This is a genomic window from Tomitella biformata AHU 1821, assembly GCF_000524475.1.
Lineage (GTDB): Bacteria > Actinomycetota > Actinomycetes > Mycobacteriales > Mycobacteriaceae > Tomitella > Tomitella biformata.
Genome location: NZ_BAVQ01000083.1, coordinates 172,364 through 197,595, shown reverse-complemented (window position 1 = coordinate 197,595; position 25,232 = coordinate 172,364). Strand labels below are relative to the sequence as shown.

Sequence of the window (25,232 nt, the reverse complement as noted above, 5' to 3'; positions counted from 1 at the left end):
GTCGTGGTGAGCACCACTAACCAGCACCTGTTCCGCCGCACCACCACAACCCTGTCCGACGGCCGCGAGCTGATCTACTTCGACGATTCCGCCACGCCCCCGCGCCGCGAAGCCGCCGACCTGCGCGGGCTGACGGCCGTCGAGCATGGCGGTGAGCTGCGCTGGGACGCGCGCGTCGGGCAGTGGGTGGCGCTGGCCGCGCACCGGTCCGGCCGTCCGCACCTGCCGGGCGACGGCGACAATCCCCTGGCGCCGACGCGCGCCGGTCGGTCCACCGAGATCCCCGCCGACGACTATGACGTGGTCGTCTTCGAGAACCGCTTCCCGTCCTTCGCCGGTCTGCCCGGCGACGAGACCGTGCTCGACGGGGAACCGTTGTGGCCGCGCCGTCCGGCCGCCGGGCGCTGCGAGGTGTTGTGTTTCTCCCCCGACCCCGCCGCCTCCCTGGGCGATCTGGGCCCGTCGCGCATGCGCACCGTGATCGAGGCCTGGGCGGACCGTACGAGAGAGCTCGCGCGGTTGGCTGGTGTTGCGCAGGTGTTCTGCTTCGAGAACCGGGGCGCGGAGGTCGGCGTCACGTTGCCCCACCCGCACGGGCAGATCTACGCGTACCCGTTCCTGCCGCCGGACACGGTCGCGGTGCTGGAGCAATCCCGTCGACACCGGGCGACGACGGGCCGCAATCTCCTCGACGACCTGCTCGCCGCGGAGCTGCGCTCGGGCCGCCGGATCGTCGCCGAGGGCGAGCACTGGGTGGCCTATGTGCCAGCCGCCGCACGCTGGCCAGTCGAGCTCGAGATCGCCCCGCGCCGCCACGTGCCGGACCTGTGCGCGCTCACCGATTCCGAGCGCGCCGAGCTGGCTGAGTTCTATCCCGGGCTGCTGCGCCGGCTGGACCGCTTCTTCACCGGCGCGGATGGGGCGCCGCTGCCGCTGCCGTACGTGTCCGCCTGGCACCAGGCCCCGGTCCACGTCGGCCGTGACGAGTTCCGACTGCATCTGCGGCTGTTCTCCGTGCGCCGCGCGGCTGACAAGATCAAGTATCTGGCCGGTTCGGAGTCGGCGATGGGCGTGTGGATCACGGACACCACGCCCGAGGCCATCGCGGATCGGCTCCGGGAGCTCGCGCCGTGACCTGGTCGGAGGCGGAGGGCGCGCGGCGCGCCCGCGAGGTATTCGCCCGAGAGCTCGGCGGCGCCCCCGAGGGAGTCTGGTCTGCCCCCGGGCGGGTCAACCTCATCGGGGAGCACACCGACTACAACTCCGGGCTGGCGCTGCCGATCGCGCTGCCCCACCGGACCTTCGCGGCACTGCGCCGTCGTGAGGACGGCCGCATCCGCGTGGTCTCCGCCCAGCGCCCTGGCGAGCCCATTGAGGCCATGCTCGCCGAGCTGGCCCCGCCGTCCACGTTCGGCTGGGCCGGCTACGTGCTCGGCGTGGCGTGGTCGCTGCGCGAGGCCGGCCTGCTCTCCGCCGGATTCGATCTGGCCCTCGACTCATGTGTCCCGGTCGGCGCGGGCCTAAGCTCCTCGGCCGCCCTCGAGTGCGCGATGGCCGTGGGTCTGGCGGGCCACGCGCCGACCGACGTGTTGATCCCCGCCTGCGTGCGCGCGGAGAACGACTTCGTCGGCGCACCTACCGGGGCGATGGACCAAACCGTGTCCCTGCGCGCACAGGCTGGCCACGCGCTGCTGATCGACTTCGCGGACGGCTCGCTCGAGCAGATCCCGTTCACCGCCGAGCTGCTCGTGATCGACACCCGCGCGGAGCACGCACTGGCCGACGGCGAGTACGCGCGCCGGCGCGCCGAGTGCGCCCGCGCCGCGGAGCTGGCGGGTGTCGCCACCCTGCGTGAGCTCACGACCGTGCCGGCTGATCCGGTCCTCGCCGCACGCGCACGCCACGTGGCCAGTGAGAACGCGCGGGTGCTGGAGTTCGCCGCCGAATTGCGGGGGCCCGCCCCCGCTCTCCCCCGACTGGGTGCGTTGCTCAATGCCTCGCACGACTCACTGCGCGATGATTTCGAAGTGTCCTGCCGCGAGCTGGACGTCGCCGTCGACGCTGCGCGGGCGGCCGGGGCCTACGGCGCTCGAATGACGGGCGGAGGCTTCGGCGGCTCCGCTATCGCGCTGGTCGAGCCCGGCGCGGCGGCGGTGGTGCGCGCCGAGGTGGCTGAGGCGTTCCGACGGGCGGGGCTGGGCGCCCCCACGTTCTCCACCGCGGTCGCCAGCAGTGGAGCTTTGACCGAATAGCCACAAAGCCCACGGCGATGTCAGTCACACTTCAGCCCATGAGCGCAAATCGCAGCTTGGCCATCGCATTGACATTCGCACTGTTGGCAGCGGGCGCCGCCTGCTCCTCGACAAGCAACACGACGAGCGGGGCCACACCATCGGAGGCCGCGGCCGCGGCCGACCCCGCCCAAGCCGCCGAGATCATGACGCTGGTGGAGTCGGAGATGGCGGCCCGGCACCTGCGCTCGGTGATCGTCAAGGTGTCCGTCGACGGCGAGGAGGTGGTGCGCGAGGCCCGGGGCGACTCCATGACGGGCGTGCCGGCCACGCCCGAGATGAGCTTCCGCAACGGGGCCGTCGCCATCTCCTATGTGGCGACGCTGCTGCTGACGCTGGTCGACGCAGGAAAGGTCAGCCTCGACGACAAGGTGTCGACGTACCTGCCCGAGCTCAACCATGCGGGCGAGGTCACCGTGGGCCAGCTCGCGCGGATGACCTCGGGCTACCCGGACCACGTCACCGACCCGGCCTTCGTCGCCGCGAACTCCGCCGACCCGTTCCGGCTGTGGACCGTCGACGAGATTCTCGCCTATGTCATCGACAAGCCGCTCTCGTTCGAGCCCGGCTCCAATTGGGGATACGCGCACACCAACTACCTCATCCTCGGCCTGGTTATCGAGAAGATCACCGGGCGGCCCATGGCGGAGGTCATGCAGGCCGAGGTTCTCGACCCGCTCGGGCTCGACCACACCGTCGCCAGCCAGACGGCCGCAATCCCCGAGCCCGTGCTGCACTCCTTCAGCTCCGAGCGCCGCGCCGACCTCGGCATCGCGCCGGATGCGCCATTCACCGAGGAGTCCACGTTTTGGAATCCGTCTTGGTCCATCACCCAGGGCGCGGTCCAGACCTCGACTATCGACGACTTCGACAGATCCGCCATCGCCATCGGCACCGGCGAGCTCCTCTCGCCGGAGTCATATGAGGCGATGATCTCCACCGACCTGCGCGGCTTCGGCCACGTCCAGGAGGGCTGCTCGTGCGGCCCCATGTCGGAGTTCTACAGCTACGGCATCGGTCTGGTCACCTCCGGCGATTGGGTCCTGCAGAACCCGCTGTTCAGCGGGTACGCGTCGCTCATGGCGTACCTCCCCGAACAGAAGGTGGCCATCTCCGTCGCGGTGACCTTCGAGCCCGGGGCATTCGGCGCCGACGGCGCGTATGCCAACAGCGCCGACGCCATCTTCCGCGAGATCGGCGCGATCATGGCGCCCGACGCCGCGCCGCCCACCCGCCCCTAGTCGGCCATATACCCGTCGGGCAGCCCGATCAGCATCTCGCGGCTGACGGCGACGGCGTTGTCCGAGCTGCCGCCATCCACGATCAAGGCGGCGAACGCGATGTCGCCGCGGTAGCCCGCGAACCACGCGTGCGAGCCGCCGTCGAACTCCGCCTCGCCGGTCTTGCCGAACACCGCGCCCTGGTCCGCGATCCGGGTGCCGGTGCCGCTGGTGACCACCTGCCGCATCATCTCCCGCAGCCCGTCGACCATCTCCGGCGTGATGACGCCTGGATCACCAGTCACAGTGGTCTCATGCCCACTAATCAACTGTGGGACCGGGGTGCGCCCGTTGGCCACCGTCGCCGCGGTGAGCGCCATGCCAAACGGCGAGGCCAAGTCGCGGCCCTGCCCGAAGCCGTCCTCCGCGCGCTGGACGATGTCCTCCGCCGCCTGCACGGAGCCGGTCATGGTGCGCAGGCCCCGCACGTCGTAGTCGACGCCGATGCCGAACTGGGCGGCGGCCGTCGGCAGCGCGTCCGCCTCCATCCGGCTGGCGAGCTCGGCGAAGGTGGTGTTGCACGATGCGGCGAACGCGGTGGCCATGGAAACACCGCCGAGGGCAAAGCCCGCGTAGTTCGGGACGGTGCGGTCGCGGATGACGATCTCCCCGGGGCAGCTCAGCGGGGAGCCTGGGCCCGCGAGTCCGCCCGAGATGGCGGCGCCGGCAGTGATGATCTTGAAAGTCGAGCCGGGCGGGTACATGCCGGTCAGCGCGATCGGGCCCTCCTGGTCTGCGGCCTCGTTCTGCGCGACAGCCAGGATCTGGCCAGTCGAGGGCTGGATGGCGACGAGCATCGCCGGCTTGTCGGTGATCCGCACCGCCGCCTGCGCGGAGGTCTGGATCAGCTTGTCCAGGCTCACCGAGACCGCCGGGGCGGGCTTGGCGGCAGTCTCCGTCAGCAGGTCCACGTCGACCCCGTCCTGGTTCACAGTCACCACCCGCCAACCGGCGGCCCCGTCGATGTCGCCCAGGACGATGTCCTTGACGTTGCGCACAATGTCGTTGTCCAGCATCGGATCGGTGACGATCAGGTCAGGCTGCTCGACCAGGCGCACGCCCGGCAGGAGCTCTAGCTGCCCGCGCACCTGCTCGGCCTGCGCCGCGGTGATCCGGGTGATCGCGTAAAAGCCTGTGGTGCTGGTCGCCCGTTCCGCCAGGGTCTGCGGAGTGATGCTGGGATCGAAGCCCTGCAAGGTCCGGGTGAGCGTGTCCACGGTGTTGCGCAGATTCCCGGCCTCCTTCGCGTTGAGCAGGACCTGCACGCTGATGCCAGGCACCATGAGCGGGGCCCCGTCGTGGCCGATCACCGGGGCTCGTGGCGGCGCGCTGGTGCGCAGAGCCATCGTCTGGCCGGCCCCCAGCCGCGGGTGCACCGCCGTGGAGTTCCAGCGCACCTCCCACTGCCCGCCCTGCCGGATTAGCCCCAGCTCCCCGGAGTATGACCAGACGCGCTCCTTCGGCAACCGCCACTCATAGGTGTACTCGACGGTCGCGGTGTCCCCCACTACGCTCATGGCGCCCAGCTTCGCCGTCAGCGACTCCGCCTGCAGCCCGCCCCAGGCGTCCGCGAGCACCGTGCGCGCAGTGTTCGGGGCATCCGTGGCGGCCGCGGCGGCATCAAGGTCCTGATTGGCGAAGTGGTCGATAAAGTCTTGGGCAGCCGTTTGCGCCACGTCGGGCCGGCTGCCACAGGAGACCAGGCTCAGGCCCAGGATGGCGACGAGCAGGGTCAGGCCGAGGCGGGTGAGGCGGTGAGAGTTCATCGTGCGCCATGATAAGTGGCGCCACCGACAGCGCCGCCGAGGCCACCCGCCCGGCTAGTCGATCAGGATGGTGGAGAACGTCGCCACCTGCGTGAACCCGATCTTCTCGTAGGATCTGCGCGCGGCGTGGTTATAGGCGTTGACATACAGGCTCGGCACGCGGCCCTCCCGCTGGATGGCCTGCGCGATCGTGGCGGTGCCCGCGGTGCCCAGCCCGCCACCGCGCAATTGGGGACTCACCCACACGCCGTTGATCTGGCTGACCTGGTCCGACTGCGCGCCGATCTCCGCTTTGAACACCACTTCACCGTCCTCGAATCGCGCCCACGCGGCCCCGCTGGCGATGATCCCTCTGATCCGGTCGCGATACGCCGCACCGCCGTCATGCGCGCGCGGGTCCACCCCCACCTCCTCGATGAACATCGCGGTGGCGGCGGCGAGATACGGTTCCAGCTCCGCGGCCCGCACCTGGCGCACCCGCAGATCGGGCTCGATGCGCGGCGGCCCGCTGAGCGCCAGCAGCGGCTGTTCGGGACGCACCTCGCGAGGTGGTCCCCACTCCGAGGCCAGTTGCTCCCACAGCGGGATCGCCAGCTCTGTCCGCCCGACAATGGCGCTGCACCGCCGCGGATGCCGCAGGGCCCGGTCCGCGAAAGTGTGCAGATCCTCGCGCTTGCCCCATAGGGGCACGAGGTTGCCGCCGGAGAAGCACAGCGACCGCCCGACGGCGCCCCGGCTCCACAGCTCGCCGCGGATGGCGGTGGGGCTGAGCCCGTGCCGCTGCACGCGCGCGGCGACCATGCACGTCGCGATGGGGTCTGTGTCGAGGCCACGCAACACCGCGGTCAGCTCCCAGGGGCCCACAGGCCTGGCTCCAAGCAGCTTCAGCACATCAACTCCGGTCCTCGAGTCCGCAGGTCACAGACCCAAGATCGGCGATGCGCCGCGGGCCCTTCACCAGATTGCCACGAATCTGCGACGGGTGCCCTTGAGATGCCCATTCACGGCTGGTCAGGGCGACCCCGACCAGCCCCACTTAGCCCCGCCTAGCCCACCGTCACGCTAGGGCTGCTGCCGTCGGCCTCCATCTGCTCGGCAATGCGCATGGCCTCCTCGATGAGGGTTTCCACGATCATGGCCTCGGGGACGGTCTTGATGACCTCGCCCTTGACGAAGATCTGGCCCTTGCCGTTGCCGGAGGCGACACCCAAGTCAGCCTCACGGGCCTCGCCGGGGCCGTTGACGACGCAGCCCATGACGGCCACTCGCAGCGGGACCTCGAGGCCCTCGAGGCCGGCCGCGACCGCGTCGGCCAGCTTATAAACGTCGACCTGCGCGCGCCCGCAGGATGGGCAGGAGACGATCTCCAGCTTGCGGGGGCGGAGATTCAGCGACTGCAGGATCTGGTTGCCGACCTTGATCTCCTCCACCGGCGGGGCGGAGAGCGAGACGCGGATGGTGTCGCCAATCCCCTCCGCGAGCAGCGCGCCGAACGCGACAGCGGACTTGATGGTGCCCTGGAATGCCGGCCCGGCCTCGGTCACGCCCAGGTGCAGCGGGTAGTTGCACTGCGCGGCCAGCTGGCGGTAGGCCTCGACCATGATCACCGGGTCGTTGTGCTTGACCGAGATCTTGATGTCCTCGTAGCCGTGCTCGGCGAACAGCCCGGCCTCCCACAGCGCGGACTCCACAAGCGCCTCCGGGGTGGCCTTGCCGTATTTCTTCATCAGGCGCGGGTCCAGGGAGCCGGCGTTGACGCCAATACGGATCGGGATGCCGGCCTCGCCTGCCGCCTTCGCGACGTCGCCCACCCGGCCGTCGAACTCCTTGATGTTGCCCGGGTTCACGCGCACCGCGGCGCAGCCAGCCTCGATGGCCGCGAAGATATAGCGCGGCTGGAAGTGGATGTCCGCGATCACCGGGATCTGGCTCTTGCGGGCGATCTCCGCGAGGGCGTCCGCGTCCTCTTGACGGGGGCACGCGACGCGCACGATGTCACAGCCGGATGCGGTGAGCTCCGCGATCTGCTGCAGTGTCGCGTTGACGTCGTGGGTCTTCGTGGTCGTCATCGACTGCACGGAGATCGGGAAGTCGCTTCCCACGCCGACTTTGCCGACGTGCAATTGACGCGTCTTCCGACGCGGTGCCAGCACGGGGGGCGGCGGGACTGGTAGGCCCAGTCCAATGGGGGTCGTCACTGCGATCATCCTCTCCAGGCAGGACTGGCCGTCATCGCGATCATCAGAAAATCTTGATCGGATTGACGATGTCGGCCGTCACTGTCAACAACATAACTGCACCTAGCAGCACCGCGACCACGAGAGTCACGGGCATCAACTTCCCGTAGTCGACCGGGGCGCCGGCCTTCTTGCCAAACAGTCTGCGCAGCGCGTCCCTAATCTTCTCGTAGATCACCACTGCGATGTGCCCGCCGTCGAACGGCAGCAGCGGCAGCAGGTTGATCAAGCCCAAGAAGAAGTTCAGCTGTGCCAACAGCAAGATGAAGCTCGCCCACGCGTCGTTCTCCGCGAAGTCGCCCCCCAGCCTACTCGCGCCGACGATGCTCATCGGCGTGTCCTGCCCGCGCTCGGCGCCGCCGATGGAGCGGACCACCGCGGGGATGCGCGACGGGAAGTCCAGCAGCGCGCTGAAGCTCAGCCGGGCCAGGTCGCCGGTGAACACCAGCGAGCCGGGCACCGCAGAGAAACCGTTGTACTGCCGCAGCGGCTCCGCCGGCACCGAGCCCGCGCCGATCGCGCCGACGGTCTGCTCGCTCACCGTGTCTGTGTTCGTGTCCTTGACCAGGCGCTGCACCGTCGCGACTGTCACCGGAACATCCATCTTCTGGCCGTCGCGCTTGATGGTGAAGTCCACCGTGCCGGTGGATTTCTGAATGCGGGCCACGAGGGCGTTCCAGGTGTCGACCTCCTGGCCGCCGATGGCGAGCACCTCGTCCCCGGGGCGCAGCCCCGCCTCCTGCGCTGGACCCGTGCCGGAGCAGTCCACCAGCGTGCCGTCGGCATTCTGGCTCGTCGCCGCGCAGCTGAGGTCGCCCAGCGTGGTCTGCGGGGCCTGGTTCAGATTCGGCAATCCCCAGCCCAGGGCCAGCGAGTAGATCAGCACCAGGCCAATCACGAAGTTCATGAACACGCCGGCGAGCATCACGAGGACGCGCTTCCACCAAGCCTGCTTGTACATCGCCCGGTCAACCTCGTCGGGCTCCAGCTCGTCCATCGCCGTGATGCCGGCGATGTCGCAGAAGCCGCCCGCGGGAATCGCTTTGAGTCCGTATTCAGTCTCGCCGCGCTGGAAGGAGAACACCTTGGGGCCGAATCCGATGAAGTACCGGCGCACCTTCATGCCGAACGCCTTCGCGACAGCCAGGTGGCCGAACTCATGCAGGGCGATCGAGACGCCGATCCCTAGCGCGAACAGCACCACGCCCAATGCAAATGCCATTACGGGATTAGCCCTCCAGCTTCACAAGTTCACGCGCATGTGCCCGCGCCCAGTCCTCAGCGGCGAGAACCTCGTCCACCGTACGGGGTTCCGCGGTCCATTGGTCACCAGCTGTGAGCGACTCGGCGATGATCCGCACGATCGCCGGGAAACGAATCCGCCCGGCCAGGAACGCGGCGGCCGCCTCTTCGTTCGCGGCGTTGTAGACCGCGGTCATCGTGCCGCCCGCCAGGCCGGCGCGCCGGGCGAGGTCGACGGCTGGGAAGACCGCGTCGTCGAGGGGCTCGAAATCCCAGGTGGAGGCGGTCGTGAAGTCGATCGCCGGCGCTGCGCCCGCGATCCGGTCCGGCCAACCCAGAGCCAGCGCGATCGGCAGCCGCATGTCCGGCGGGCTGGCCTGCGCGATGGTGGAGCCGTCGAAGAACGTCACCATCGAATGCACGATGGACTGCGGGTGCACCGTCACCTCGATCTGCTCATAGGGCACGCCGAACAGCAGGTGCGCCTCGATCAGCTCTAGGCCCTTGTTCACCAAGCTCGCGGAGTTGAGCGTGTTCATCTCCCCCATCGACCACGTCGGGTGAGCCGCGGCCTGAGCCGGGGTGACGCCCTCCAGGTCCTGGGCCGTCCAGCCGCGGAACGGCCCGCCCGACGCGGTCAGCACCAACGAGGACACCTCCTCGGCGCGCCCGCCCCGGAGACACTGCGCCATCGCCGAGTGCTCGGAGTCCACCGGCACAATCTGCCCGGGCTTCGCGGCGGCCAGCACCAGTGGCCCGCCCGCGATCAGCGACTCCTTATTGGCCAGCGCCAACCGCGCGCCCGTCTCCAACGCCGCAAGGGTCGGGCGCAGTCCCAGGGAGCCGACCAGCGCGTTCAGGACGACGTCGGCCTCGGTCTGCTGGACCAACTCGGTGACAGCGTCGGGGCCGCTCCACAGCCGGGTCCCGGGCACCGAGGTGGCCAGCAGATCCGCGAGGGCCTCCGCCGCGTCCTCGTCCGCCACCGCCACCGCACGAGCCCCGGTCGCCTGGACCTGCGCGGCCAGCAGGGCCACGTTGCGACCACCGGCGGCCAAGCCCACCACCTCGAAGCGGTCGGGATTGGCGGCGATCACCTCCAGCGCCTGAGTGCCGATAGAACCAGTGCTGCCCAGCAGCAAAACTCGTGTGATGCTCACCGGGCCATTGTTCCTGACCTCGTACGGTTCTAGCCACCCGCGAGCACAGGGCCCCGATTACGACCCATCGTCGTATTGCTCCCGGCAATATGACAGGATTGGCGAAACAGACTTTTTCCCAGGAGGTTCGACCGTGGCCAGCAAGCAGTTGCAGCAGCCGTCCCTAGAAGACGCCATCGAGGCCTCCGGCATTGATCCGGCAGATGAGCCCTCCGTCGGTTGGGGTTGGCATGGACACGCCAACAAGGCCTTCAAGGTCCTCGGCCTGTTCTTCGCCGCGTTCCTGCTGCTGATGATGATCGGCAACCACGAGAGCCGCATCGAGGACTGGTACCTCGGTATCTTCGCCGCGCTGATCGTCTTCTTCATCGGCGCCGACGAGTACCGCGCGCGCAATAAGTGGCACCGCTAGTGCCTTAGAGCTTCACAGCGCAACGGCCGACTCGGATTACGAGTCGGCCGTTGTGCTTTATGCGGCCCGCGGCCCATGCCCCGACGCGATTCGCCCCCGTAGTTTGTCCTTGCCCCCGCTGCAGCGGGGGCAAGGACAAACTACGGGGGCGAACTGTTCTACGGGGTCAGCTCTCCTGGGCGGCCAGCTGCCCGCAGGCGGCGGCGATCTCCTGGCCGCGGGTGTCCCGGACGGTGCACGAGACGCCCTGAGCCAACACGCGCCTGACGAATTCACGCTCGACCGGCTTCGGCGAGGCATCCCACTCGCTGCCCGGCGTGGGGTTGAGCGGGATCAGGTTCACATGCACCCGCGAGCCAAGCGCCTTGTGCAGCTTCTTGCCCAGCAGGTCCGCGCGCCACGGCTGATCGTTGACGTCGCGGATCATCGCGTACTCGATGGAGACACGCCGGCCGGTCTGGTCAGCGTAATAGCGGGCGGCGTCGAGGACCTCCGCGACGGTCCAGCGGTTGTTGACGGGGACGAGGGTGTTGCGCAGCTCGTCGTCGGGGGTGTGCAGCGACACTGCCAGGGTCACCGACAGCCCCTCGTCGGCCAGCTTGCGGATCGCCGGGGCCAGGCCCACCGTCGAGACGGTGACGTTGCGCTGGGACAGGCCCAGCCCATTCGGCGCCGGCTCGGTGATGCGCCGCACGGCCGCGACCACCCTCTTATAGTTCGCGAGCGGCTCGCCCATGCCCATGAAGACCACGTTGGACAGCCGGCCGGGCTCCCCCATCTGGCCGTCCCGCATCACCGCTGCGGCGGACCGCACCTGGTCGACGATCTCCGCCGTTGACAGGTTGCGGGTGAGCCCCGCCTGACCGGTGGCGCAGAAGGGGCACGCCATGCCGCAGCCAGCCTGGCTGGAGATGCACAGGGTCGCCCGGTCCGGGTAGCGCATGAGGACGCTCTCGAGCAGCGTGCCGTCGTTGGCCTTCCACAGCGACTTGCGGGTGGTGCCCGCATCGCAGGAGATGTCGCGGACCGTGGTCAGTAGCTTCGGGAAGAGCGACTCGGCGATTTTCTCGCGGACCGCTGCGGGCAGGTCGGTCATCAGCTCGGGGTCGGCGACCAACCGGCCGTAGTACTGGCGAGCGATCTGATCGGCGCGGAAGGCGGGCAGGCCCAGTTCTTTGACTGCGGCCTTGCGCCCTTCTTCGTCGAGGTCGGCCAAGTGCCGTGGGGGCAGCCCGCGACGGGGCGCGTTGAAGACAAGGGGAACGGGAATTACCTGCGAAGATCCAGCCATGATTGATCCATTGTCCCATCCCCACCGAGATCTGCCCCGGTTGGGCTGTGATATTGCCCGATTTACGGCAGGATTGGTGTATGACCCCTGAGAATCAGCCGAATCCCGACCTGCCGTCCGAGGCCACCGGACTCCCCCAACCCCCGCTGCCGGCAGACCCCTCGGCGGGCGAGGCGCCAACGCTGCCACCGACCGGAGCAACGTCGGCCGCCACCACCCGCAAGCGGGACTGGGACCGAGTCCGCGCCACACGCACTGGCCGTGCCTGGACAGGCCTGATCGTTGGCGCGATCATCCTGGTCCTGCTGCTTGTGTTCATCATCCAGAACCTGGACTCGGTGCGTCTGAACGTCCTCGCGTGGGAGTGGAACCTGCCGATCGGCGTCGCCATCCTCTTCGCAGCGATCATCGGCGCACTGTTGGCTGGGCTGATCGGTGGGGCCCGCATCCTGCAGTTGCGCCGGGCCGCGAAGAAGCTCCCGCGCTAGCAACCGGCTAGAGCAGTGCGCCCAGGATCACCCAGGTCACCACGGCAGACGGCAGCGCCGAGTCCAACCTGTCCATGAGTCCGCCGTGGCCCGGCAGCATCGCGCTCATGTCCTTGATGCCAAGGTCCCGCTTGAACTGCGATTCGACCAGGTCCCCCAGCGTTCCCGAGAGCACCAGGGCGGCGCCGAGCACCGCGCCGATCCACGGGGACTCGTCCAGGATGAACGTGACGGTCAGGATGCCGCCGACGACGCCGAACAGCAACGAGCCGGCCAGGCCTTCCCAGGACTTCTTGGGGCTGATCGCCGGCACCATCGGGTGCTTGCCGAACAGCACGCCGGCGATGTAGCCGCCGACGTCGGAACACACGATGCCGATCATCAGGCAGAACACCATGCCCGGGCCGTTCTCGCCGTGGATCACCATGAGCGTGGCGAACGACGCGAACAGCGGGATCCACGCGGCGACGAAGATCGACACCGCCATGTCCCGGGTGTAGTTCTCCGGCTTGTTCGCCAGGCCCCCGTTGAGCAGCCGCCAGATCATCAGCACCAGGACCGTGACGCCGAAGGCGTTGAGGATACCTGGAATCCCATAGGGCCAGCTCAGCCAGACCATCGCCTGGCCGCCGACGAGCAGGGGGATCAGCGGGACCGCGATGCCGTGCTCCCGCAGACGCTGCGTCACCTCGTAGGTGGCGATCGCCGCCGCGACAGCGACCACCGCCACCCACAACTTCGGGGCGAACAGCAGCGTGCAGATGACCAGCGCGCCTAGTCCCACGCCGACGGCGATCGCGGCCGGCAGGTTCCGGCCGGCCTTCGACTGCTTGGCCTCGGCTGGTCCATTCTCGGCTGGCTGCTGCGCCGCCCCATCCCCCACCGACACAGCGCCTCCTGAGTTTGCCAACGGTTCTTCTCGCCTATCCACTGATCGTGCGGGTGCCTCTGGGGTTAGACCTCGAGGAGCTCGGCCTCTTTGTTCTTGACGATCTCGTCGACCATGGCCACGTACTTCGCCGTCACCTTGTCGAGTTCCTTCTCCGCACGGTTGACCTCGTCCTCGCCCGCATCGCCATCCTTCTGGATGCGGTTGAGCTCCTCCATCGACTTGCGACGGATGTTGCGGACAGTGACCCGCGCGTCCTCGCCCTTGCCTCGTGCCTGCTTCGCGAACTCCCGACGACGGTCCTCCGTGAGCTGCGGGACGCTGATGCGGATCAGCGCGCCGTCGTTCGACGGGTTGAAGCCCAGATCCGAGTTTCGGATCGAGGTCTCGATCGCGCCGAGCATCGAGGCCTCGTACGGCTTGATGATGACCATCCGCGGCTCGGGCACACTGATGCTCGCGATCTGGGTGATCGGCGTGGTAGCCCCGTAGTAGTCGATCACGATGCGCGAGAACATGCCCGGGTTCGCACGCCCGGTGCGGATTGAGCCCAGGTCTTCCTTGGCGACCGTGATCGCCTTCTCCATCTTCTCTTCGGCCTCGAAGAGAGCTTCGTCGATCACGACATTCCTCCGATTGTTGTCAATTCCACATAACTGGTGATCATGGGCTGCACAGGTTACGTGCGGACCAACGTACCGATCTTCTCACCTGACACCGCGCGTGCGATATTGCCCTGCGTGAGGAGGTTGAAAACCAACATCGGCATCTCGTTGTCCATGCACAGGCTGAACGCGGTGGCATCGGCCACCTTGAGGCCGCGGCGGATGACCTCGGCGTGGGTGATTTCCTCGAACATCGTCGCCGTGGGGTCCGTCCGCGGATCTGCGGTGTAGACGCCGTCGACGCCCTTGGCCATCAGCACGACCTCGGCGCCGATCTCCAACGCACGCTGCGCGGCTGTCGTGTCCGTCGAGAAGTAGGGCATGCCCATACCAGCGCCGAAGATGACGACGCGGCCCTTCTCAAGATGGCGCTCCGCGCGACGCGGGATGTACGGCTCGGCGACCTGGCCCATCGTGATGCCGGTCTGCACGCGCGTGTCGATCCCTTCCTTCTCCAGGAAGTCTTGCAGCGCAAGGGAGTTCATGACAGTGCCGAGCATGCCCATGTAGTCCGAGCGCGAGCGCTCGAGGCCACGCTGCTGCAGCTCCGCACCACGGAAGAAGTTGCCGCCGCCGATCACGACGGCCATCTGCGCGCCGTCGCGGACGACCTCGGCGATCTGCGCGGCCACGGTGTGCACAACGTCGGGGTCCAGGCCGACCTGGCCACCGCCGAACATCTCACCACCGAGCTTGAGCAGCACTCGTCGGTAGCCCGTCCGGTTATCGGTCAGATCCGCCATCTCTCTCCTTCGGACAGTTCGCCGGCTTCCACGGCGATTTCTATGTGCTCTGGGCTGCGCACCAGCCACCTCCACCTACAAGGACGGGACCGCCCATGGACCCTCAAGTCCAGGACGGTCCCGCCTTATCTTGCCTTACTGCGCTAGCGCAGGCCTTAGGCCTGGCCAACCTCGAACCGCACGAAGCCCGTGACAGCCGCGCCGGCGGCGTCGAGAACGGCCTTGACCGTCTTCTTCGAGTCCGTGACGGACGCCTGCTCCAGCAGCACCGCATCCTTGAAGAAACCGTTGACACGGCCCTCAATGATCTTCGGCAGCGCCTGCTCCGGCTTGCCCTCCTCGCGCGCGGTCTCCTCGGCGATGCGACGCTCGGTGGCGACGATCTCCTCGGGAACCTCGTCGCGCGTGGTGTAGCGCGCCTTCATGGCAGCCACCTGCATGGCGGCGGCCTTGGCGGCCTCCGCGGCGGTGTCGCCGTCACCGGTGTACGCCACGAGCACGCCGACTGCCGGGGGCAGGTCGGTGCTGCGCTTGTGCATGTACGTGGCGACATTGCCTTCGAGGACCGCGACACGGCGAAGCTCGAGCTTCTCGCCGATCTTCGCGGACATCGCCTGCACGGTCTCGCCGACGGTGGAGCCATCGAGCTCGAGTGCGTTGAGCGCCTCGACATCGGCCGGCTTGCCAGCTGCGGCCACGGCCACAATCCGGTTCGCCAGGTCCTGGAACTGGTCGTTCTTCGCGACGAAGTCCGTCTCGCAGTTGATCTCGATGATCACGCCGCCGGACGAGGCCACGAGGCCCTCGGCGGTGGAGCGCTCTGCACGCTTGCCGACGTCCTTGGCACCCTTGATACGCAGGTACTCGACGGCCTTGTCGAAGTCGCCGTCATTGTCGGCGAGCGCGTTCTTGCAGTCCATCATTCCGGAGCCGGTGAGCTCGCGGAGACGCTTCACATCAGCGGCAGTGTAGTTCGCCATTTCAGTGAGCCTTCCTTTCGAATAGGGGCCCGGGTCACGGGCCACCACACGGATAATGGTTAGGCGTCAGCCTCGGGCGCGGCAACCTCAGCAGCGGCCTCGGCGACAGGCGCCTCGACTGCGGCGGCCTCTGCCTCGGCGGGGGCGTCCACTGCGGGGGTCTCGACTGCTGCGGCCTCAGTTGCGGGGGCCTCGGCCGTCGCGCCTGCGAGGAGCTCCTGCTCCCACTCGGCGAGAGGCTCGGAAGCGGCGCCTGCCGCGGGCTTCTCGTCGGTGCCACCGCTGTTGCGGGCGGCACGCGCCTGCAGGCCCTCGGCCACCGCGGAGGCGATGACCTTGGTGAGCAGGCCGGCGCTGCGGATCGCGTCATCGTTGCCCGGGATCGGGTAGTCGACGAGGTCGGGGTCGCAGTTGGTGTCCAGGATCGCGATGACCGGAATGTTCAGCTTGCGCGCCTCGGCGACTGCCAGGTGCTCCTTGTTGGTGTCGACAATCCACACCGCGGAGGGGACCTTGGCCATGTCGCGGATGCCGCCGAGGGTGCGGTCCAGCTTGGTCATCTCACGCGTGAGCATGAGGATTTCCTTCTTGGTGCGACCCTCGAAGCCACCGGTCTGCTCCATCATCTCAAGTTCCTTGAGGCGGATCAGACGCTTGTGGACGGTCTGGAAGTTGGTGAGCATGCCACCGAGCCAGCGCTGGTTCACGTACGGCATGCCGACACGGGTCGACTCAGCGGCGATCGACTCCTGCGCCTGCTTCTTGGTGCCGACGAAGAGGACAGTGCCTCCGTGCGAGACCGTCTCCTTGACGAACTCGTACGCCTTGTCAATGAAGGTCAGCGTCTGCTGCAGGTCGATGATGTAGATGCCATTGCGGTCCGTGAAGATGAAACGACGCATCTTCGGGTTCCAACGGCGGGTCTGGTGTCCAAAATGGGCGCCGCTGTCCAGCAGCTGCCTCATTGTCACTACGGCCATGTTCAGCCAGTCCTAACATTCGGTTTGTCGCGGCGACCGGTCGGCCACCGCCCTGGCGCCCGCAGGCCGTCCGAACCCACATTGCTGTGGGACCGTCGGCGGCCCATTTCCCCGAGGGGTCCTCCGCACTGGCTAAGCCAGCACGGATTGCGCGGACGCGCGAAGTCGATCCACCTGACGGCAGAACGCTTGGCAAGTGTACGTCCTCAGTGGCCCAGAAAAGAAATGCGCCTGCCATACGACTCCCCCGCCGCCCTGTCAAGACCCCTAAGCCGCTCCTGTGCAGAACCGGCCCATTTCTCCCCAGCCGCCCTGTTCTCCCCGCCTGGACCTGTGCGCCGAAGGCCATGCTGGGGCGATGCGCTTATTTCACCGTGCGGCCTCGTTGGCGTTGGCCGCGTGCTGCGCGGTCGCCGCGGCGCTGCCGTTGTCCGCAGCGCCCGGCGGGGTCCCCGCGACCCGAGGCGATTACGTCTGGCCGCTGGCGCCCCGGCCCGCCGTCGCCAGGCCCTTCGAGCCGCCGCCATTCAAGTACGGGCGTGGGCATCGCGGCGTCGACCTCGCGGGTGTGCCCGGCCAGACGGTCCTGGCCGCGGGCCCCGGAGTTGTCGCGTTCGCCGGCCAGGTCGCGGGCCGGCCGGTCGTGTCCATCGACCATTCCGACGGCTTGCGCACCACCTATGAGCCAGTCGCCAGCGGGCTGCCGGCGGGTGAGATCGTCGTCGCCGGTGCGCCCATCGGCGCCCTCGAGGCCGGTCACCTCGGCTGCGGCCAGGCCGCTTGCCTGCACTGGGGGCTGCGGCGCGGCGAGGATTATCTCAACCCGCTGACGCTGGTGGGCGCCGTGGCAATCCGCCTCAAGCCCGTGGATGCGCCTGATCGTGCACCGCCCGCAGCCGCGCCACGCTGACGTGGGTGTAGAGCTGGGTGGTGGTCAGGCTCGCATGGCCCAACAACTCCTGCACCACACGCAGATCCGCGCCGCCCTCCAGCAGATGAGTGGCCGCCGAGTGCCGCAGCCCGTGCGGGCCGAGGTCTGGGGCACCCGGCACCGCCGAGAGCACCTCATGCACCACGGTGCGGGCGATCCGCGGGTCCAGTCGGCCCCCGCGCGCGCCCAACAGCAGGGCCGCGCCAGACCGCTCCGCGACCAGCGCAGGCCGCCCGTGCTCGAGCCACTCCGCCAACGCCTGCTCGGCGGGCGCACCGTACGGCACCGTCCGCTCCTTATTGCCCTTACCGAGCACGCGGAGCACCCGGCTCGAGCGATCGATGCTCCCCACGTCTAGCCCGCACAGCTCCCCCACGCGAATGCCGGTGGCGTACAACAGCTCCACGATGAGCCGATCGCGCAGCGCCTGCGGATCCCGCTCCCGTGCGCCCAGCTCAGCGGCGTCCATCGCGGCCTCCGCCTGGTCCACCTGCAGCACGCCCGGCAGCGTTCGGTGCGGCTTCGGCGCGCGCAGCCGGATCGCAGGGTCCTCGGCCAAAAGCCCGCGTCGCAGCGCCCATGCGGTGAAGTTCCGGGCGACCGACGTCCGGCGCGCCAGCGAGGTGCGGGCCGCCCCCGCGTTGGCCTGCGCTGCGAGCCAACCGCGCAGCACCGGGAGCGTCACGCCGCCCATCGGTCCAGGCGCAGCGTCCACGTCGGCGAGTAGCGCATACCGCAGCAGCGACTCGACGTCCGCGCGATAGGCCCGCACTGTGTGCTCCGACCGGCCGCGCTCGAGCAGCAAGTAGTCCGTGAAATCATCGACGGCCATCGCCAGAGCCGCCGGGAGCGCGGCAGTGGCACTGGCCGGCCCGTCGGTCGCAGCGCTGGCCCGTCCCTCGGCTGCGGCCCGTCCGCTGGCCTTGGTCGTGGCCCTTCGCTTGATTGTGCTCACCGTCTCAGCATGCCCTGCCGAGGCGGTGGGGGCGAACGGGCCGAATCGCCGTGTACGTCACAATTGCTCTCGTGCCCGCCTCCCCCGCTCGTCGCCCCATTCCCATCTCGATGCTCTGCACCCTGGCCCTGCTCTCGGCCACCGCCCCGCTGGCCATCGACATGTACCTGCCCGGCCTCCCGCAGATCGGGGCGGACCTGGGCACCAGCGCGTCGATGGCCCAGTTGACGTTGACGTCCTTCATGATCGGGCTCGCGGTGGGGCAGCTGGCGATCGGGCCGCTGTCGGATGGTCTGGGCCGACGGCGCATCCTGCTGATCGGTACCGCGGTGTTGGCGATCGCCGGCCTCGCCTGCGCCCTCTCGCCCTCCATCACGGTGCTGATCGCCGCACGATTCCTGCAGGGTTTCAGCGGCGGCGCCGGAGTGGTCGTGGCCCGCGCGGTCATCTCCGACCGGGCAAAGGGCGATCACGCCGCGAAGCTGTTCAGCCTCATGATGATCATCGGCGGCCTCGCCCCGGTCATCGCGCCCCTCATCGGCGGCGTGCTGCTCGGTCCCATCGGCTGGCGCGGCATCTTCGTGGTGCTCTCGGCCCTGGCACTGGTCATGCTCGTCGGCGTGTGGCGGTTCATCCCCGAGACCTTGCAGCCCGAGCACCGGCACGCCACCACGCTCGCCGGCTTCCGGAGCAACCTCGCCACCGTCCTGCGGCACCGCCAATACCTCGGGTACACCACCTCCTTCGCACTGTCCTTCGGCGCGCTGTTCGCCTATATCTCCGCCTCCCCGTTCGTTATTCAGGACATGCTCGGCTTCTCCCCTGGCTGGTTCTCGGTGTTCTTCGCGATCAACGCGATGGGGCTCACCGGCGGGAACGCCGTGAACTCCCGATTGATCGGCCGCTTCCGCCCCCGGCAGCTGCTCACCGTGGGGCTGGCCGCGATGTTGACGGTCGCCGTCGCCATGACCGTCGTCGCCCTCGCCGGGGTCGACGCCGCATGGCCGATCCTGGCGTTGATGTTCGCGCTTGCCACCTCCATCGGGTTCATCTTCGGCAATGCGACCGCGCTGGCGCTCGGCCACGTCCGGCACCTCGCCGGCAGCGGGTCCGCCGTGCTCGGCGCGCTGCAGTTCACCGTCGGCGCGGTGGTCTCACCTATCGCCGGACTCGGCGGCTCGACGAGCATCGTGCCGATGGCGCTCACCATCCTGGTGGTGGCGGCGGGCGCGAACATCCTGATGCACACGCTGACGCGCGATCCGCTCAAGAGTTGAGCGTGGCCGGCGGAGTCCTATCGCCACGAAGCGGAGTCCAGCCGGGCGGGCGGGGCCCATGGAACTCGGCCCTGCTCAGATCCGCCGCCGCCGACCACCCCTGAGCGGTCTGCGAGCCAACTTCGCCTACCGCACCACGCGCCACCCGAAACCCGACGTCTTCGAGCACTGCGTCCGGTGCGCTGCCGCGTCGCACTGAGGCCCGGCAGCTCCACTCCGGATCAGCCCATCCCCCGCCCCGGATGCTGCGATAGTCGGCATAGCGGGCGGTGTCGGCATAGTCCCAGCACCATTCCCAGATGTTGCCGATCATGTCGAACACCCCGAAGTCGTTTGGCACCTTGCCGCCCACCTCCTGCGGGCCGTCGACCTGGTCTGCAGCTGTCCACGCGATGTTTGCCAACGGTCCGTACGCCGGACCAGAGGTCCCCGCCCGGCAGGCCCATTCCCACTCGGCTTCCGTCGGCAGCCGGAACCCCTCAGCCGCCACGTCCCACCGCACCTCCCGGCCACGGATCTCATAGGCCGGTGCCAGGCCCGCCAGGGCGGAGGCCTCGTTGCACCACCGCACGGCCTCGAACCACGTCACCGCGTGTGCTGGGATCTGCGGACAGGCCTCCGGCCCGGCTGCCGCCGCGAATTGCGCGCGGGTGACCGTGGTGCGACCAATGTTGAAGGGCCTCAGCGTGGCGTCCCGGGAAGTCCCGGTCCGGGCGTCTCGCAGTACAACCGTCCCCGCGGGTATCGCGACCAGGTGCGGGGTAGCCGAATTCATGTGGCCAACCGTAGCGGCTGGCGGCGATCACGCCGCCGCAGACATGATGATCGGACAGGCGCAAGAGCCGCGCTGCGCAACTTTTGGGCGCATTGAACGCCAGGCTTCGCGCGATCCGATGACGGAGCCAGGTCACCGTCAAAGTCGTCTAATGGCCGGATCACGTGGGGTTTCGCAGCGTTACACGCCGGAGTCGATGGATACGTCGCTTCCGCGCATACCCGAGCGTCGCCGCCGGTAGCCGAGGCCGCCGCCGGAAGGGCAACGTGGGGCGTTTCGCGGGCAGCCACACGGGGTATCCCCTCGTGTAAGCAGGCCCATCGACGAATGGAGATCGCCATGATCACTTTGGGAATCATCTTGCTGATCCTGGGCTTCATCTTCAATGTCCCGTTCGTGTGGACCATCGGCATCATTCTGCTGGTGATCGGCCTGATCCTGCTGCTCCTGGGCTCGATGGGCCGCGCTGTAGGTGGTCGTCGACACTACTACTGATCACACCGCAGTCGCCGCCGCACACTAGGCAGTGGTAGATCCCATCTGCGCCGTCCTGCCCACGCTCCTCAGTTCTGGAGGCCGGATGCTCCTGGTGCATTCGGCGCTCTCCGATGTGGACCAAGCATTATCGCGGCTGCGCGCGGCAGGTCTTTCGCCCGCAGTCATCGCCGGTCAGAAGATCCATTTTTGCCCGGTTCTCCGTAGTCGCATGGACTATCTGGTGAGGAGCGGTTTCATCACGAGCAAGGATAGATCAGACGGAATTGTCGTTATCGGGGCGGAGAAGGAGCCCGTCCGTGCGCCCCGCGTCCTTGCCCCCTGACCGTGTAGACCTCGGCGGCACACCGCGCCAGAATGGCCGACTGTCACCCTTTGTGCCCGGGCTCGAAGTCCCGGACCAAAAGCGAGGACAGCAGTTCGGTTGATCGCTCGGCTGCGTCGCCACGGTCAGGCTCGATCACGAAACCCGTGTGGTCGCCGAAGCGCACCACGTTCACGATGGGACCCGCGAACCAAAACTCAGCCCCTGCCAGCACCGGCAGATTGTCTGCGGCCATGGACCATTCGCAGCGCGCGAATTTGTCGACCGTGTCACCCGTCTGCTCGCCGAACAAACGCGCCAATTCCACCTGGTCGGCTGCGACGTAGTGCACAGCCAGATGGCTGGCGCGACCGGCGACTCGAAATGTGTGGTTCTTATCGGATAGACAGACCAGGAAGCGCGCCGGCAGCAGGCTCACCTGAGTGGCGAAGCCGACCAAGCAGCCAGACAGCTCGCCGTCGGCGCTCGTGGTGGCGATAAGCATCGGATAATCGAGCTCTGCGGCCGCGCGTTCGAACGCGTCCCCGCTGCCGCTGGCTACCATCTGTGCCTCACCACCTGCCGGCTCTCTGACATCCCATCTTCCGCCGCCGCGCGTAGCGCCGACACAGGCCGCGAGCGCGCGGACTCTCGGGCGTCGGCCAAAACAGAACCGCGGTCGTCGGCATCCACAGCCCCAATTTCCCACACCACCCGCCCTCGCACAGGCGAATAGCGATGACTGACCCGGCTATGGCTCGTCGATCACATGGACCGCGGCCTCCTCAGCTGATGCCGCCGCGCCGTCGATGCCGACGTCCTCCGCCACCAATTCGGACTCCGTGTCCTCGCCGACGCCCTCGTCCTCCGCGAGGAGCCGGCCCGCCCGCTTGTCTCCCACCTCGCCATCGACTGGACGAAACCGCGGGTCGACATCGTCGTCGGAGGCCAGTGGCACCTCGGGTACCTCCGTGGAGAGTTTGCGCCCGAGACTTTCACCTTCCCTCTGCTCCGCCTCGGTCATCCCGAACGTGTCGACCCCGACCGGTCTCTCCAACGGGGAGAAGCCCTCGTCCAGGATGTCATCCACGCCGCGGTCGACCAAGCTGTCTTGTGGCTGCAGCTGGTCCTCGTCGTCGATGGCGTACTCGCCGCCGGGTCCCTCTTGCGCGTTCTCTGGCATGTCCATGCTTCCAACGATGCCACCGACGCCGGGCCCGTGCCACCGTCCACATACATTGCGGCCCCGGGTAAGCGGTTTCTCTACGGTCGGACTGCCCCAGGGTAGTCCGCACTTATGTCCACAATGCCGCTCGCAGAGAGCGAGTTCGTGGTCGTCGTCAACAGCCTCCCGCTAGATGTCGAGATCCACCCCGATGGACAGGCCAGTTGGAGTCGCGGCCCCAGCGTCCTGATCGCCGCTGGTCGGGTCCCCCGCCATTGCCGGAACGCCTGACCGCACAGCTAGGACTAGGCCGCGCATCCGCGCGCCGCCAATCATTCAGGCACGAGCGGGACCTAGGAGTCGCACCACTCCATGCGGATCAGTCATTGCCTGAGCGCCTCGCGCAACTGCTCCAGGGTCCGTGCCAGGATTCGCGACACATGCATCTGCGACATTCCCACTCTCTCGGCGATCTGCGTTTGAGTCATCGACCCGAAGAAGCGCAACAACAGTATCCGGCGTTCGCGATCAGGGAGCTGCGCCAACAGAGGCTGCAACGCGACATAGCCGTCGACGTTCTGCAGCTCGGGATCCTCGGCCCCGAGCACCTCGGACAAACGCAGGCCGCCATCCTCCCCGAAGACCGCCGCGTCCATCGAGTCGGTGTGGTACGCGCCCTTCACCAGTAAGCCCTCGGAGACTTCTTGCACGCTGATCCCCAGTTCGACCGAAAGCTCACGTGCGGTCGGCGCGCGTCCCAACCGCTGCGACAGCACCTCAGTGGAGCGCGCGATCATCAGGTGTAATTCCTTCATCCGGCGGGGCACGCGCATCGCCCACCCCGAGTCCCGGAAGTAACGCCGCACCTCACCCATGATCGTGGGGACCGCGTACGACACAAAGTCTCCCCCACGTGTGATGTCAAACCGGTCGATCGCATTCACTAGTCCGATCCGAGCGACCTGCAGAAGGTCCTCGTGCGGCTCGCCGCGGCCTCTGAATCGCATGGCAATGTGCTCGGCGAGCGGCAGACATCGGGTGATCACTTGCTCGCGCAACCTCGCGAATTCAGGGCTGTCCGGGGAAATCTCTGTGAGGGCCTGCAGCGATGCCGCCACATCGGAGTAGTCGTCAGACGAGCTCGCACGCCGGTGGGTCCGGCCGCGCTCTGGCACCACTAACCGCCAATTCGGCGTTTGATCAACTCCACGGCAAGTCGCCGGTTTACGCCTGGCGCGCTCTCCGTCGGCTCGCGCACCGAGATGGCGTCGGCGACAGCCACCAATACATGCCAACCAAACCCCTCGCGTCGAAGTACATAGCCGTCCATGACCTGGGCGGAGACGGTGATGCGAAGCTCCGTGTCCGTGATGAGGAAAAGGCATCGGAGGTCTGAGCTCTCCACCGCGCCGGCGATCAGCTCCGAGCCAATCTCGTCGATGGCCAGCTTGATATCGGCAACCTCATCCAAATTGAAGTCCACCAACACCGCCAACGTCTCGGCCACGGCACGGATCACCGGAAGCTGATCGAACTCCGCCATGACCCTCAGTTCCGCGGCCTTCCCCAAGACGGAGTTCAACTCTTCCGTGTGGCTGGCAGTAGGCATCAACACTCCAGGTTTTCAAGTTGGGCTTGTCGGTAAAGGATACCCAACACTGCGCCCCGCAAACTGGGATCATGGCACCAATCCGCTCATCGCGATTGATGGGAAGCGGGCATGACCCCTTGCAGTTATCACATGGCAAACGTAGCGTTGACCAGGCATGGTTGAGAACACATTTATGACGCATCCTGCGGATACGCGTGGTGTTTGCGGCCGACGTGCCTCCGCAGCCACTCGATGCGCCATCTGAAACGCGGTAGGCGCGGATCGGAGAATCATGACTCGCCTCTCAAAGCCAGATTACATGCAGCATGAGCGGGTTTTGGAACCTGCAGGCGTGTCCGACATCCGCGCACACTGTGCTCTGCCCCGCGGCGCCACCGATGTCGCGGTAGAGATCATCAACCGAGACGGGGTGGCCATCGCCTCCCTCTCAGGCGCCGTCGATGTGCTGACCGTGCCCGCATTCTCCCTTGCGCTCAAGCACTTGCTCGCGCAACCACAACCGTGCATAGTCCTCGATCTGACCGGAATAGATTTCTTCGGCGCGGTCGCGCTCCGCGAGCTCATCAACTTTGGCCAGATTGTGTCGAAACCAGGCGTCAGCTGGGCAGTTGTCGGCAGCCGCGCGGTCCTGCGGCCCTTGCAGCTACTCGGGGCGCTCGGCGGATTGCCGGTGTGCGGATCTGTTCACAGTGCGATAGCGCACGTATCAGCCAAATAACCATGTGCGCCACGGAGGATATTTCGCGTGTCAAGGGGTAGTCGCAACCCATGACTGATCATCATGACGAACAGCGCCCATCCGCTCGCGTCCCACACCTTCTAGGGCCCACCTGCTCGACACACGGTATACGACTTTCACAAATGCGGTCATCCCACCAATTGCGAGCAGCGGGCTCGGCACAAACGTCAGGTCGTCGGCATAGGCTCTCCCCTGCGTTTTGACGGCCACTTGGCATCTCTCACCGTGGCAGATCACATTCTGACTCTATTCCCGATTTTTACTCGGCAACGTGCTCGGGATCCTCGGAGCTCTCCGAGTCGTCGTCAGTCGTGTCGGCGGCGGCGCAGGTGGGGCACTGCACTATCGGGCCGACTACCCATCCGTTTCGGCGGGCAGAGTCCTCGGACTCTCGCATGTCATCAACGGGCGAATGATATGCGCGGCCACACTCGTCGCACCGCATATCCCACATGTTTATCTCCTCTATTTTAACGATACCCATTGCTTCTCGGTTCCCGCTGTTTTTCGCCGCGGATATTCGGCATGCGGCCGGCGACCGCGGGCCAAGCGCCT

Annotated in this window: 27 protein-coding genes; 10 read left to right on the top strand and 17 right to left on the bottom strand. The window is 67.5% G+C overall.

All coding sequences use genetic code 11. The features are described 5' to 3' along the window. Nucleotides 1-6: 6 nt before the first annotated feature. From galT to TBIF_RS21140, 3 genes are read left to right on the top strand one after another with little or no spacing between them, the layout of a single operon-like run. Nucleotides 7-1,134: a galactose-1-phosphate uridylyltransferase gene (gene galT / locus TBIF_RS21150; protein WP_235174916.1), complete on the top strand. Its 1,128-nt coding sequence runs from the start codon at nucleotides 7-9 to the stop codon at nucleotides 1,132-1,134. Beyond that, nucleotides 1,131-2,252 (top strand): galactokinase, encoded by a 1,122-nt coding sequence (gene galK / locus TBIF_RS21145; protein WP_024796733.1) that lies wholly within the window; start codon nucleotides 1,131-1,133, stop codon nucleotides 2,250-2,252. Before galT ends, galK begins: the two co-directional genes overlap by 4 nt. 38 nt (nucleotides 2,253-2,290) lie before the next feature. Then, nucleotides 2,291-3,532 (top strand): serine hydrolase domain-containing protein, encoded by a 1,242-nt coding sequence (locus tag TBIF_RS21140; protein WP_024796732.1) that lies wholly within the window; start codon nucleotides 2,291-2,293, stop codon nucleotides 3,530-3,532. Here the strand turns inward: TBIF_RS21140 and TBIF_RS21135 are convergent. From TBIF_RS21135 to dxr, 5 genes are all read right to left on the bottom strand, one after another. After that, nucleotides 3,529-5,337: a penicillin-binding transpeptidase domain-containing protein gene (locus TBIF_RS21135; RefSeq protein WP_024796731.1), complete on the bottom strand. Its 1,809-nt coding sequence runs from the start codon at nucleotides 5,335-5,337 to the stop codon at nucleotides 3,529-3,531. The genes TBIF_RS21140 and TBIF_RS21135 overlap by 4 nt on opposite strands. Before the next feature lie 54 nt (nucleotides 5,338-5,391). Continuing rightward, the gene (locus TBIF_RS21130; RefSeq protein WP_024796730.1) at nucleotides 5,392-6,228 is read right to left on the bottom strand and encodes a GNAT family N-acetyltransferase; all 837 of its coding nucleotides are present in this window, start codon (nucleotides 6,226-6,228) and stop codon (nucleotides 5,392-5,394) included. 155 nt (nucleotides 6,229-6,383) lie between these two features. After that, entirely contained in the window at nucleotides 6,384-7,535 is a 1,152-nt protein-coding gene (ispG, locus tag TBIF_RS21125) for a flavodoxin-dependent (E)-4-hydroxy-3-methylbut-2-enyl-diphosphate synthase (protein WP_024796729.1), read from the bottom strand. Between the two features lie 43 nt (nucleotides 7,536-7,578). Then, a complete protein-coding gene (locus TBIF_RS21120) occupies nucleotides 7,579-8,796 on the bottom strand; it encodes a M50 family metallopeptidase (RefSeq protein WP_024796728.1) in 1,218 nt (405 codons plus the stop codon). A gap of 7 nt (nucleotides 8,797-8,803) precedes the next feature. Continuing rightward, a complete protein-coding gene (dxr, locus tag TBIF_RS21115) occupies nucleotides 8,804-9,976 on the bottom strand; it encodes a 1-deoxy-D-xylulose-5-phosphate reductoisomerase (RefSeq protein WP_024796727.1) in 1,173 nt (390 codons plus the stop codon). Nucleotides 9,977-10,109: 133 nt separating this feature from the next. On the opposite strand from dxr, the gene TBIF_RS25115 reads away from it, so the two are divergent. Then, nucleotides 10,110-10,388, top strand: a complete 279-nt coding sequence (locus TBIF_RS25115; RefSeq protein ID WP_024796726.1) for a DUF2631 domain-containing protein — start codon at nucleotides 10,110-10,112, stop codon at nucleotides 10,386-10,388. Between the two features lie 166 nt (nucleotides 10,389-10,554). Here the strand turns inward: TBIF_RS25115 and rlmN are convergent, their stop codons facing one another. Beyond that, nucleotides 10,555-11,679: a dual-specificity RNA methyltransferase RlmN gene (gene rlmN, locus TBIF_RS21105; RefSeq protein ID WP_038172210.1), complete on the bottom strand. Its 1,125-nt coding sequence runs from the start codon at nucleotides 11,677-11,679 to the stop codon at nucleotides 10,555-10,557. A gap of 80 nt (nucleotides 11,680-11,759) precedes the next feature. Here rlmN and TBIF_RS21100 point away from each other — a divergent pair, with 80 nt between their 5' ends. Further along, nucleotides 11,760-12,167, top strand: a complete 408-nt coding sequence (locus tag TBIF_RS21100; protein WP_024796724.1) for a LapA family protein — start codon at nucleotides 11,760-11,762, stop codon at nucleotides 12,165-12,167. Nucleotides 12,168-12,174: 7 nt separating this feature from the next. Here TBIF_RS21100 and TBIF_RS21095 read toward each other — a convergent pair whose 3' ends face one another. The 5 genes from TBIF_RS21095 to rpsB form a co-directional block, all read right to left on the bottom strand. After that, nucleotides 12,175-13,056, bottom strand: a complete 882-nt coding sequence (locus TBIF_RS21095) for a phosphatidate cytidylyltransferase (RefSeq protein ID WP_024796723.1) — start codon at nucleotides 13,054-13,056, stop codon at nucleotides 12,175-12,177. A gap of 65 nt (nucleotides 13,057-13,121) precedes the next feature. Further along, nucleotides 13,122-13,679 carry a ribosome recycling factor gene (gene frr, locus TBIF_RS21090; RefSeq protein WP_024796722.1) on the bottom strand — a complete coding sequence of 186 codons (558 nt, stop codon included), beginning with the start codon at nucleotides 13,677-13,679 and terminating at the stop codon, nucleotides 13,122-13,124. Between the two features lie 56 nt (nucleotides 13,680-13,735). Beyond that, entirely contained in the window at nucleotides 13,736-14,464 is a 729-nt protein-coding gene (gene pyrH, locus TBIF_RS21085) for a UMP kinase (protein ID WP_024796721.1), read from the bottom strand. 155 nt (nucleotides 14,465-14,619) lie between these two features. Next, the gene (tsf, locus tag TBIF_RS21080) at nucleotides 14,620-15,444 is read right to left on the bottom strand and encodes a translation elongation factor Ts (RefSeq protein WP_024796720.1); all 825 of its coding nucleotides are present in this window, start codon (nucleotides 15,442-15,444) and stop codon (nucleotides 14,620-14,622) included. A 59-nt stretch (nucleotides 15,445-15,503) separates the two neighbouring features. Further along, entirely contained in the window at nucleotides 15,504-16,424 is a 921-nt protein-coding gene (gene rpsB / locus TBIF_RS21075) for a 30S ribosomal protein S2 (RefSeq protein ID WP_024796719.1), read from the bottom strand. Nucleotides 16,425-16,782: 358 nt separating this feature from the next. Here rpsB and TBIF_RS21070 point away from each other — a divergent pair, with 358 nt between their 5' ends. Continuing rightward, a complete protein-coding gene (locus TBIF_RS21070) occupies nucleotides 16,783-17,334 on the top strand; it encodes a M23 family metallopeptidase (RefSeq protein WP_024796718.1) in 552 nt (183 codons plus the stop codon). Here TBIF_RS21070 and TBIF_RS21065 read toward each other — a convergent pair. After that, nucleotides 17,282-18,187: a tyrosine recombinase XerC gene (locus TBIF_RS21065; protein WP_024796717.1), complete on the bottom strand. Its 906-nt coding sequence runs from the start codon at nucleotides 18,185-18,187 to the stop codon at nucleotides 17,282-17,284. The two genes, TBIF_RS21070 and TBIF_RS21065, sit on opposite strands and share 53 nt — an antisense overlap. 233 nt (nucleotides 18,188-18,420) lie before the next feature. Here TBIF_RS21065 and TBIF_RS21060 point away from each other — a divergent pair, with 233 nt between their 5' ends. Then, nucleotides 18,421-19,587 (top strand): multidrug effflux MFS transporter, encoded by a 1,167-nt coding sequence (locus TBIF_RS21060; RefSeq protein ID WP_024796716.1) that lies wholly within the window; start codon nucleotides 18,421-18,423, stop codon nucleotides 19,585-19,587. On the opposite strand, the gene TBIF_RS24160 is transcribed toward TBIF_RS21060, so the two are convergent. Next, the gene (locus TBIF_RS24160) at nucleotides 19,577-20,362 is read right to left on the bottom strand and encodes a formylglycine-generating enzyme family protein (protein ID WP_038172205.1); all 786 of its coding nucleotides are present in this window, start codon (nucleotides 20,360-20,362) and stop codon (nucleotides 19,577-19,579) included. The genes TBIF_RS21060 and TBIF_RS24160 overlap by 11 nt on opposite strands. 339 nt (nucleotides 20,363-20,701) lie before the next feature. On the opposite strand from TBIF_RS24160, the gene TBIF_RS25925 reads away from it, so the two are divergent. Continuing rightward, nucleotides 20,702-20,857: a DUF6131 family protein gene (locus TBIF_RS25925; protein WP_162835019.1), complete on the top strand. Its 156-nt coding sequence runs from the start codon at nucleotides 20,702-20,704 to the stop codon at nucleotides 20,855-20,857. A gap of 368 nt (nucleotides 20,858-21,225) precedes the next feature. Here TBIF_RS25925 and TBIF_RS21040 read toward each other — a convergent pair whose 3' ends face one another. Both TBIF_RS21040 and TBIF_RS21035 read right to left on the bottom strand, forming a co-directional pair. Beyond that, nucleotides 21,226-21,726, bottom strand: coding sequence for a flavin reductase family protein (locus TBIF_RS21040; RefSeq protein ID WP_024796713.1), 501 nt, complete (start codon nucleotides 21,724-21,726; stop codon nucleotides 21,226-21,228). 186 nt (nucleotides 21,727-21,912) lie between these two features. Further along, complete coding sequence (locus TBIF_RS21035) at nucleotides 21,913-22,350, bottom strand: DUF5709 domain-containing protein (protein WP_024796712.1); 438 nt, start codon at nucleotides 22,348-22,350, stop codon at nucleotides 21,913-21,915. A 108-nt stretch (nucleotides 22,351-22,458) separates the two neighbouring features. Between TBIF_RS21035 and TBIF_RS25810 the strand changes: the two genes are divergently transcribed. After that, on the top strand, nucleotides 22,459-22,617 hold the full coding sequence (locus TBIF_RS25810) for a hypothetical protein (protein ID WP_158506380.1): 159 nt from the start codon (nucleotides 22,459-22,461) through the stop codon (nucleotides 22,615-22,617). 92 nt (nucleotides 22,618-22,709) lie between these two features. Here TBIF_RS25810 and TBIF_RS21025 read toward each other — a convergent pair whose 3' ends face one another. Then, a complete protein-coding gene (locus tag TBIF_RS21025; protein WP_024796711.1) occupies nucleotides 22,710-23,501 on the bottom strand; it encodes a SigB/SigF/SigG family RNA polymerase sigma factor in 792 nt (263 codons plus the stop codon). A 2-nt stretch (nucleotides 23,502-23,503) separates the two neighbouring features. Next, the gene (locus TBIF_RS21020; protein WP_024796710.1) at nucleotides 23,504-23,935 is read right to left on the bottom strand and encodes a hypothetical protein; all 432 of its coding nucleotides are present in this window, start codon (nucleotides 23,933-23,935) and stop codon (nucleotides 23,504-23,506) included. Nucleotides 23,936-24,269: 334 nt separating this feature from the next. On the opposite strand from TBIF_RS21020, the gene TBIF_RS24665 reads away from it, so the two are divergent. Next, nucleotides 24,270-24,656, top strand: coding sequence for an STAS domain-containing protein (locus TBIF_RS24665; RefSeq protein ID WP_024796709.1), 387 nt, complete (start codon nucleotides 24,270-24,272; stop codon nucleotides 24,654-24,656). The last annotated feature ends 576 nt before the right edge of the window (nucleotides 24,657-25,232 follow it).

Excerpts from the sequence above, each read along its gene's own strand:
- TBIF_RS21140 (WP_024796732.1), top strand. The coding sequence starts at position 2,291 with ATGAGCGCAAATCGCAGCTTGGCCATCGCATTGACATTCGCACTGTTG.
- TBIF_RS21135 (WP_024796731.1), bottom strand. The coding sequence starts at position 5,337 with ATGAACTCTCACCGCCTCACCCGCCTCGGCCTGACCCTGCTCGTCGCC.
- TBIF_RS21120 (WP_024796728.1), bottom strand. The coding sequence starts at position 8,796 with ATGGCATTTGCATTGGGCGTGGTGCTGTTCGCGCTAGGGATCGGCGTC.
- rlmN (WP_038172210.1), bottom strand. The coding sequence starts at position 11,679 with ATGGCTGGATCTTCGCAGGTAATTCCCGTTCCCCTTGTCTTCAACGCG.
- TBIF_RS21100 (WP_024796724.1), top strand. The coding sequence starts at position 11,760 with ATGACCCCTGAGAATCAGCCGAATCCCGACCTGCCGTCCGAGGCCACC.
- pyrH (WP_024796721.1), bottom strand. The coding sequence starts at position 14,464 with ATGGCGGATCTGACCGATAACCGGACGGGCTACCGACGAGTGCTGCTC.
- tsf (WP_024796720.1), bottom strand. The coding sequence starts at position 15,444 with ATGGCGAACTACACTGCCGCTGATGTGAAGCGTCTCCGCGAGCTCACC.
- rpsB (WP_024796719.1), bottom strand. The coding sequence starts at position 16,424 with ATGGCCGTAGTGACAATGAGGCAGCTGCTGGACAGCGGCGCCCATTTT.
- TBIF_RS21070 (WP_024796718.1), top strand. The coding sequence starts at position 16,783 with ATGCGCTTATTTCACCGTGCGGCCTCGTTGGCGTTGGCCGCGTGCTGC.
- TBIF_RS21065 (WP_024796717.1), bottom strand. The coding sequence starts at position 18,187 with ATGGCCGTCGATGATTTCACGGACTACTTGCTGCTCGAGCGCGGCCGG.
- TBIF_RS21060 (WP_024796716.1), top strand. The coding sequence starts at position 18,421 with ATGCTCTGCACCCTGGCCCTGCTCTCGGCCACCGCCCCGCTGGCCATC.
- TBIF_RS24160 (WP_038172205.1), bottom strand. The coding sequence starts at position 20,362 with ATGAATTCGGCTACCCCGCACCTGGTCGCGATACCCGCGGGGACGGTT.
- TBIF_RS25925 (WP_162835019.1), top strand. The coding sequence starts at position 20,702 with ATGATCACTTTGGGAATCATCTTGCTGATCCTGGGCTTCATCTTCAAT.
- TBIF_RS21040 (WP_024796713.1), bottom strand. The coding sequence starts at position 21,726 with ATGGTAGCCAGCGGCAGCGGGGACGCGTTCGAACGCGCGGCCGCAGAG.
- TBIF_RS21035 (WP_024796712.1), bottom strand. The coding sequence starts at position 22,350 with ATGGACATGCCAGAGAACGCGCAAGAGGGACCCGGCGGCGAGTACGCC.
- TBIF_RS25810 (WP_158506380.1), top strand. The coding sequence starts at position 22,459 with ATGTCCACAATGCCGCTCGCAGAGAGCGAGTTCGTGGTCGTCGTCAAC.
- TBIF_RS21020 (WP_024796710.1), bottom strand. The coding sequence starts at position 23,935 with ATGCCTACTGCCAGCCACACGGAAGAGTTGAACTCCGTCTTGGGGAAG.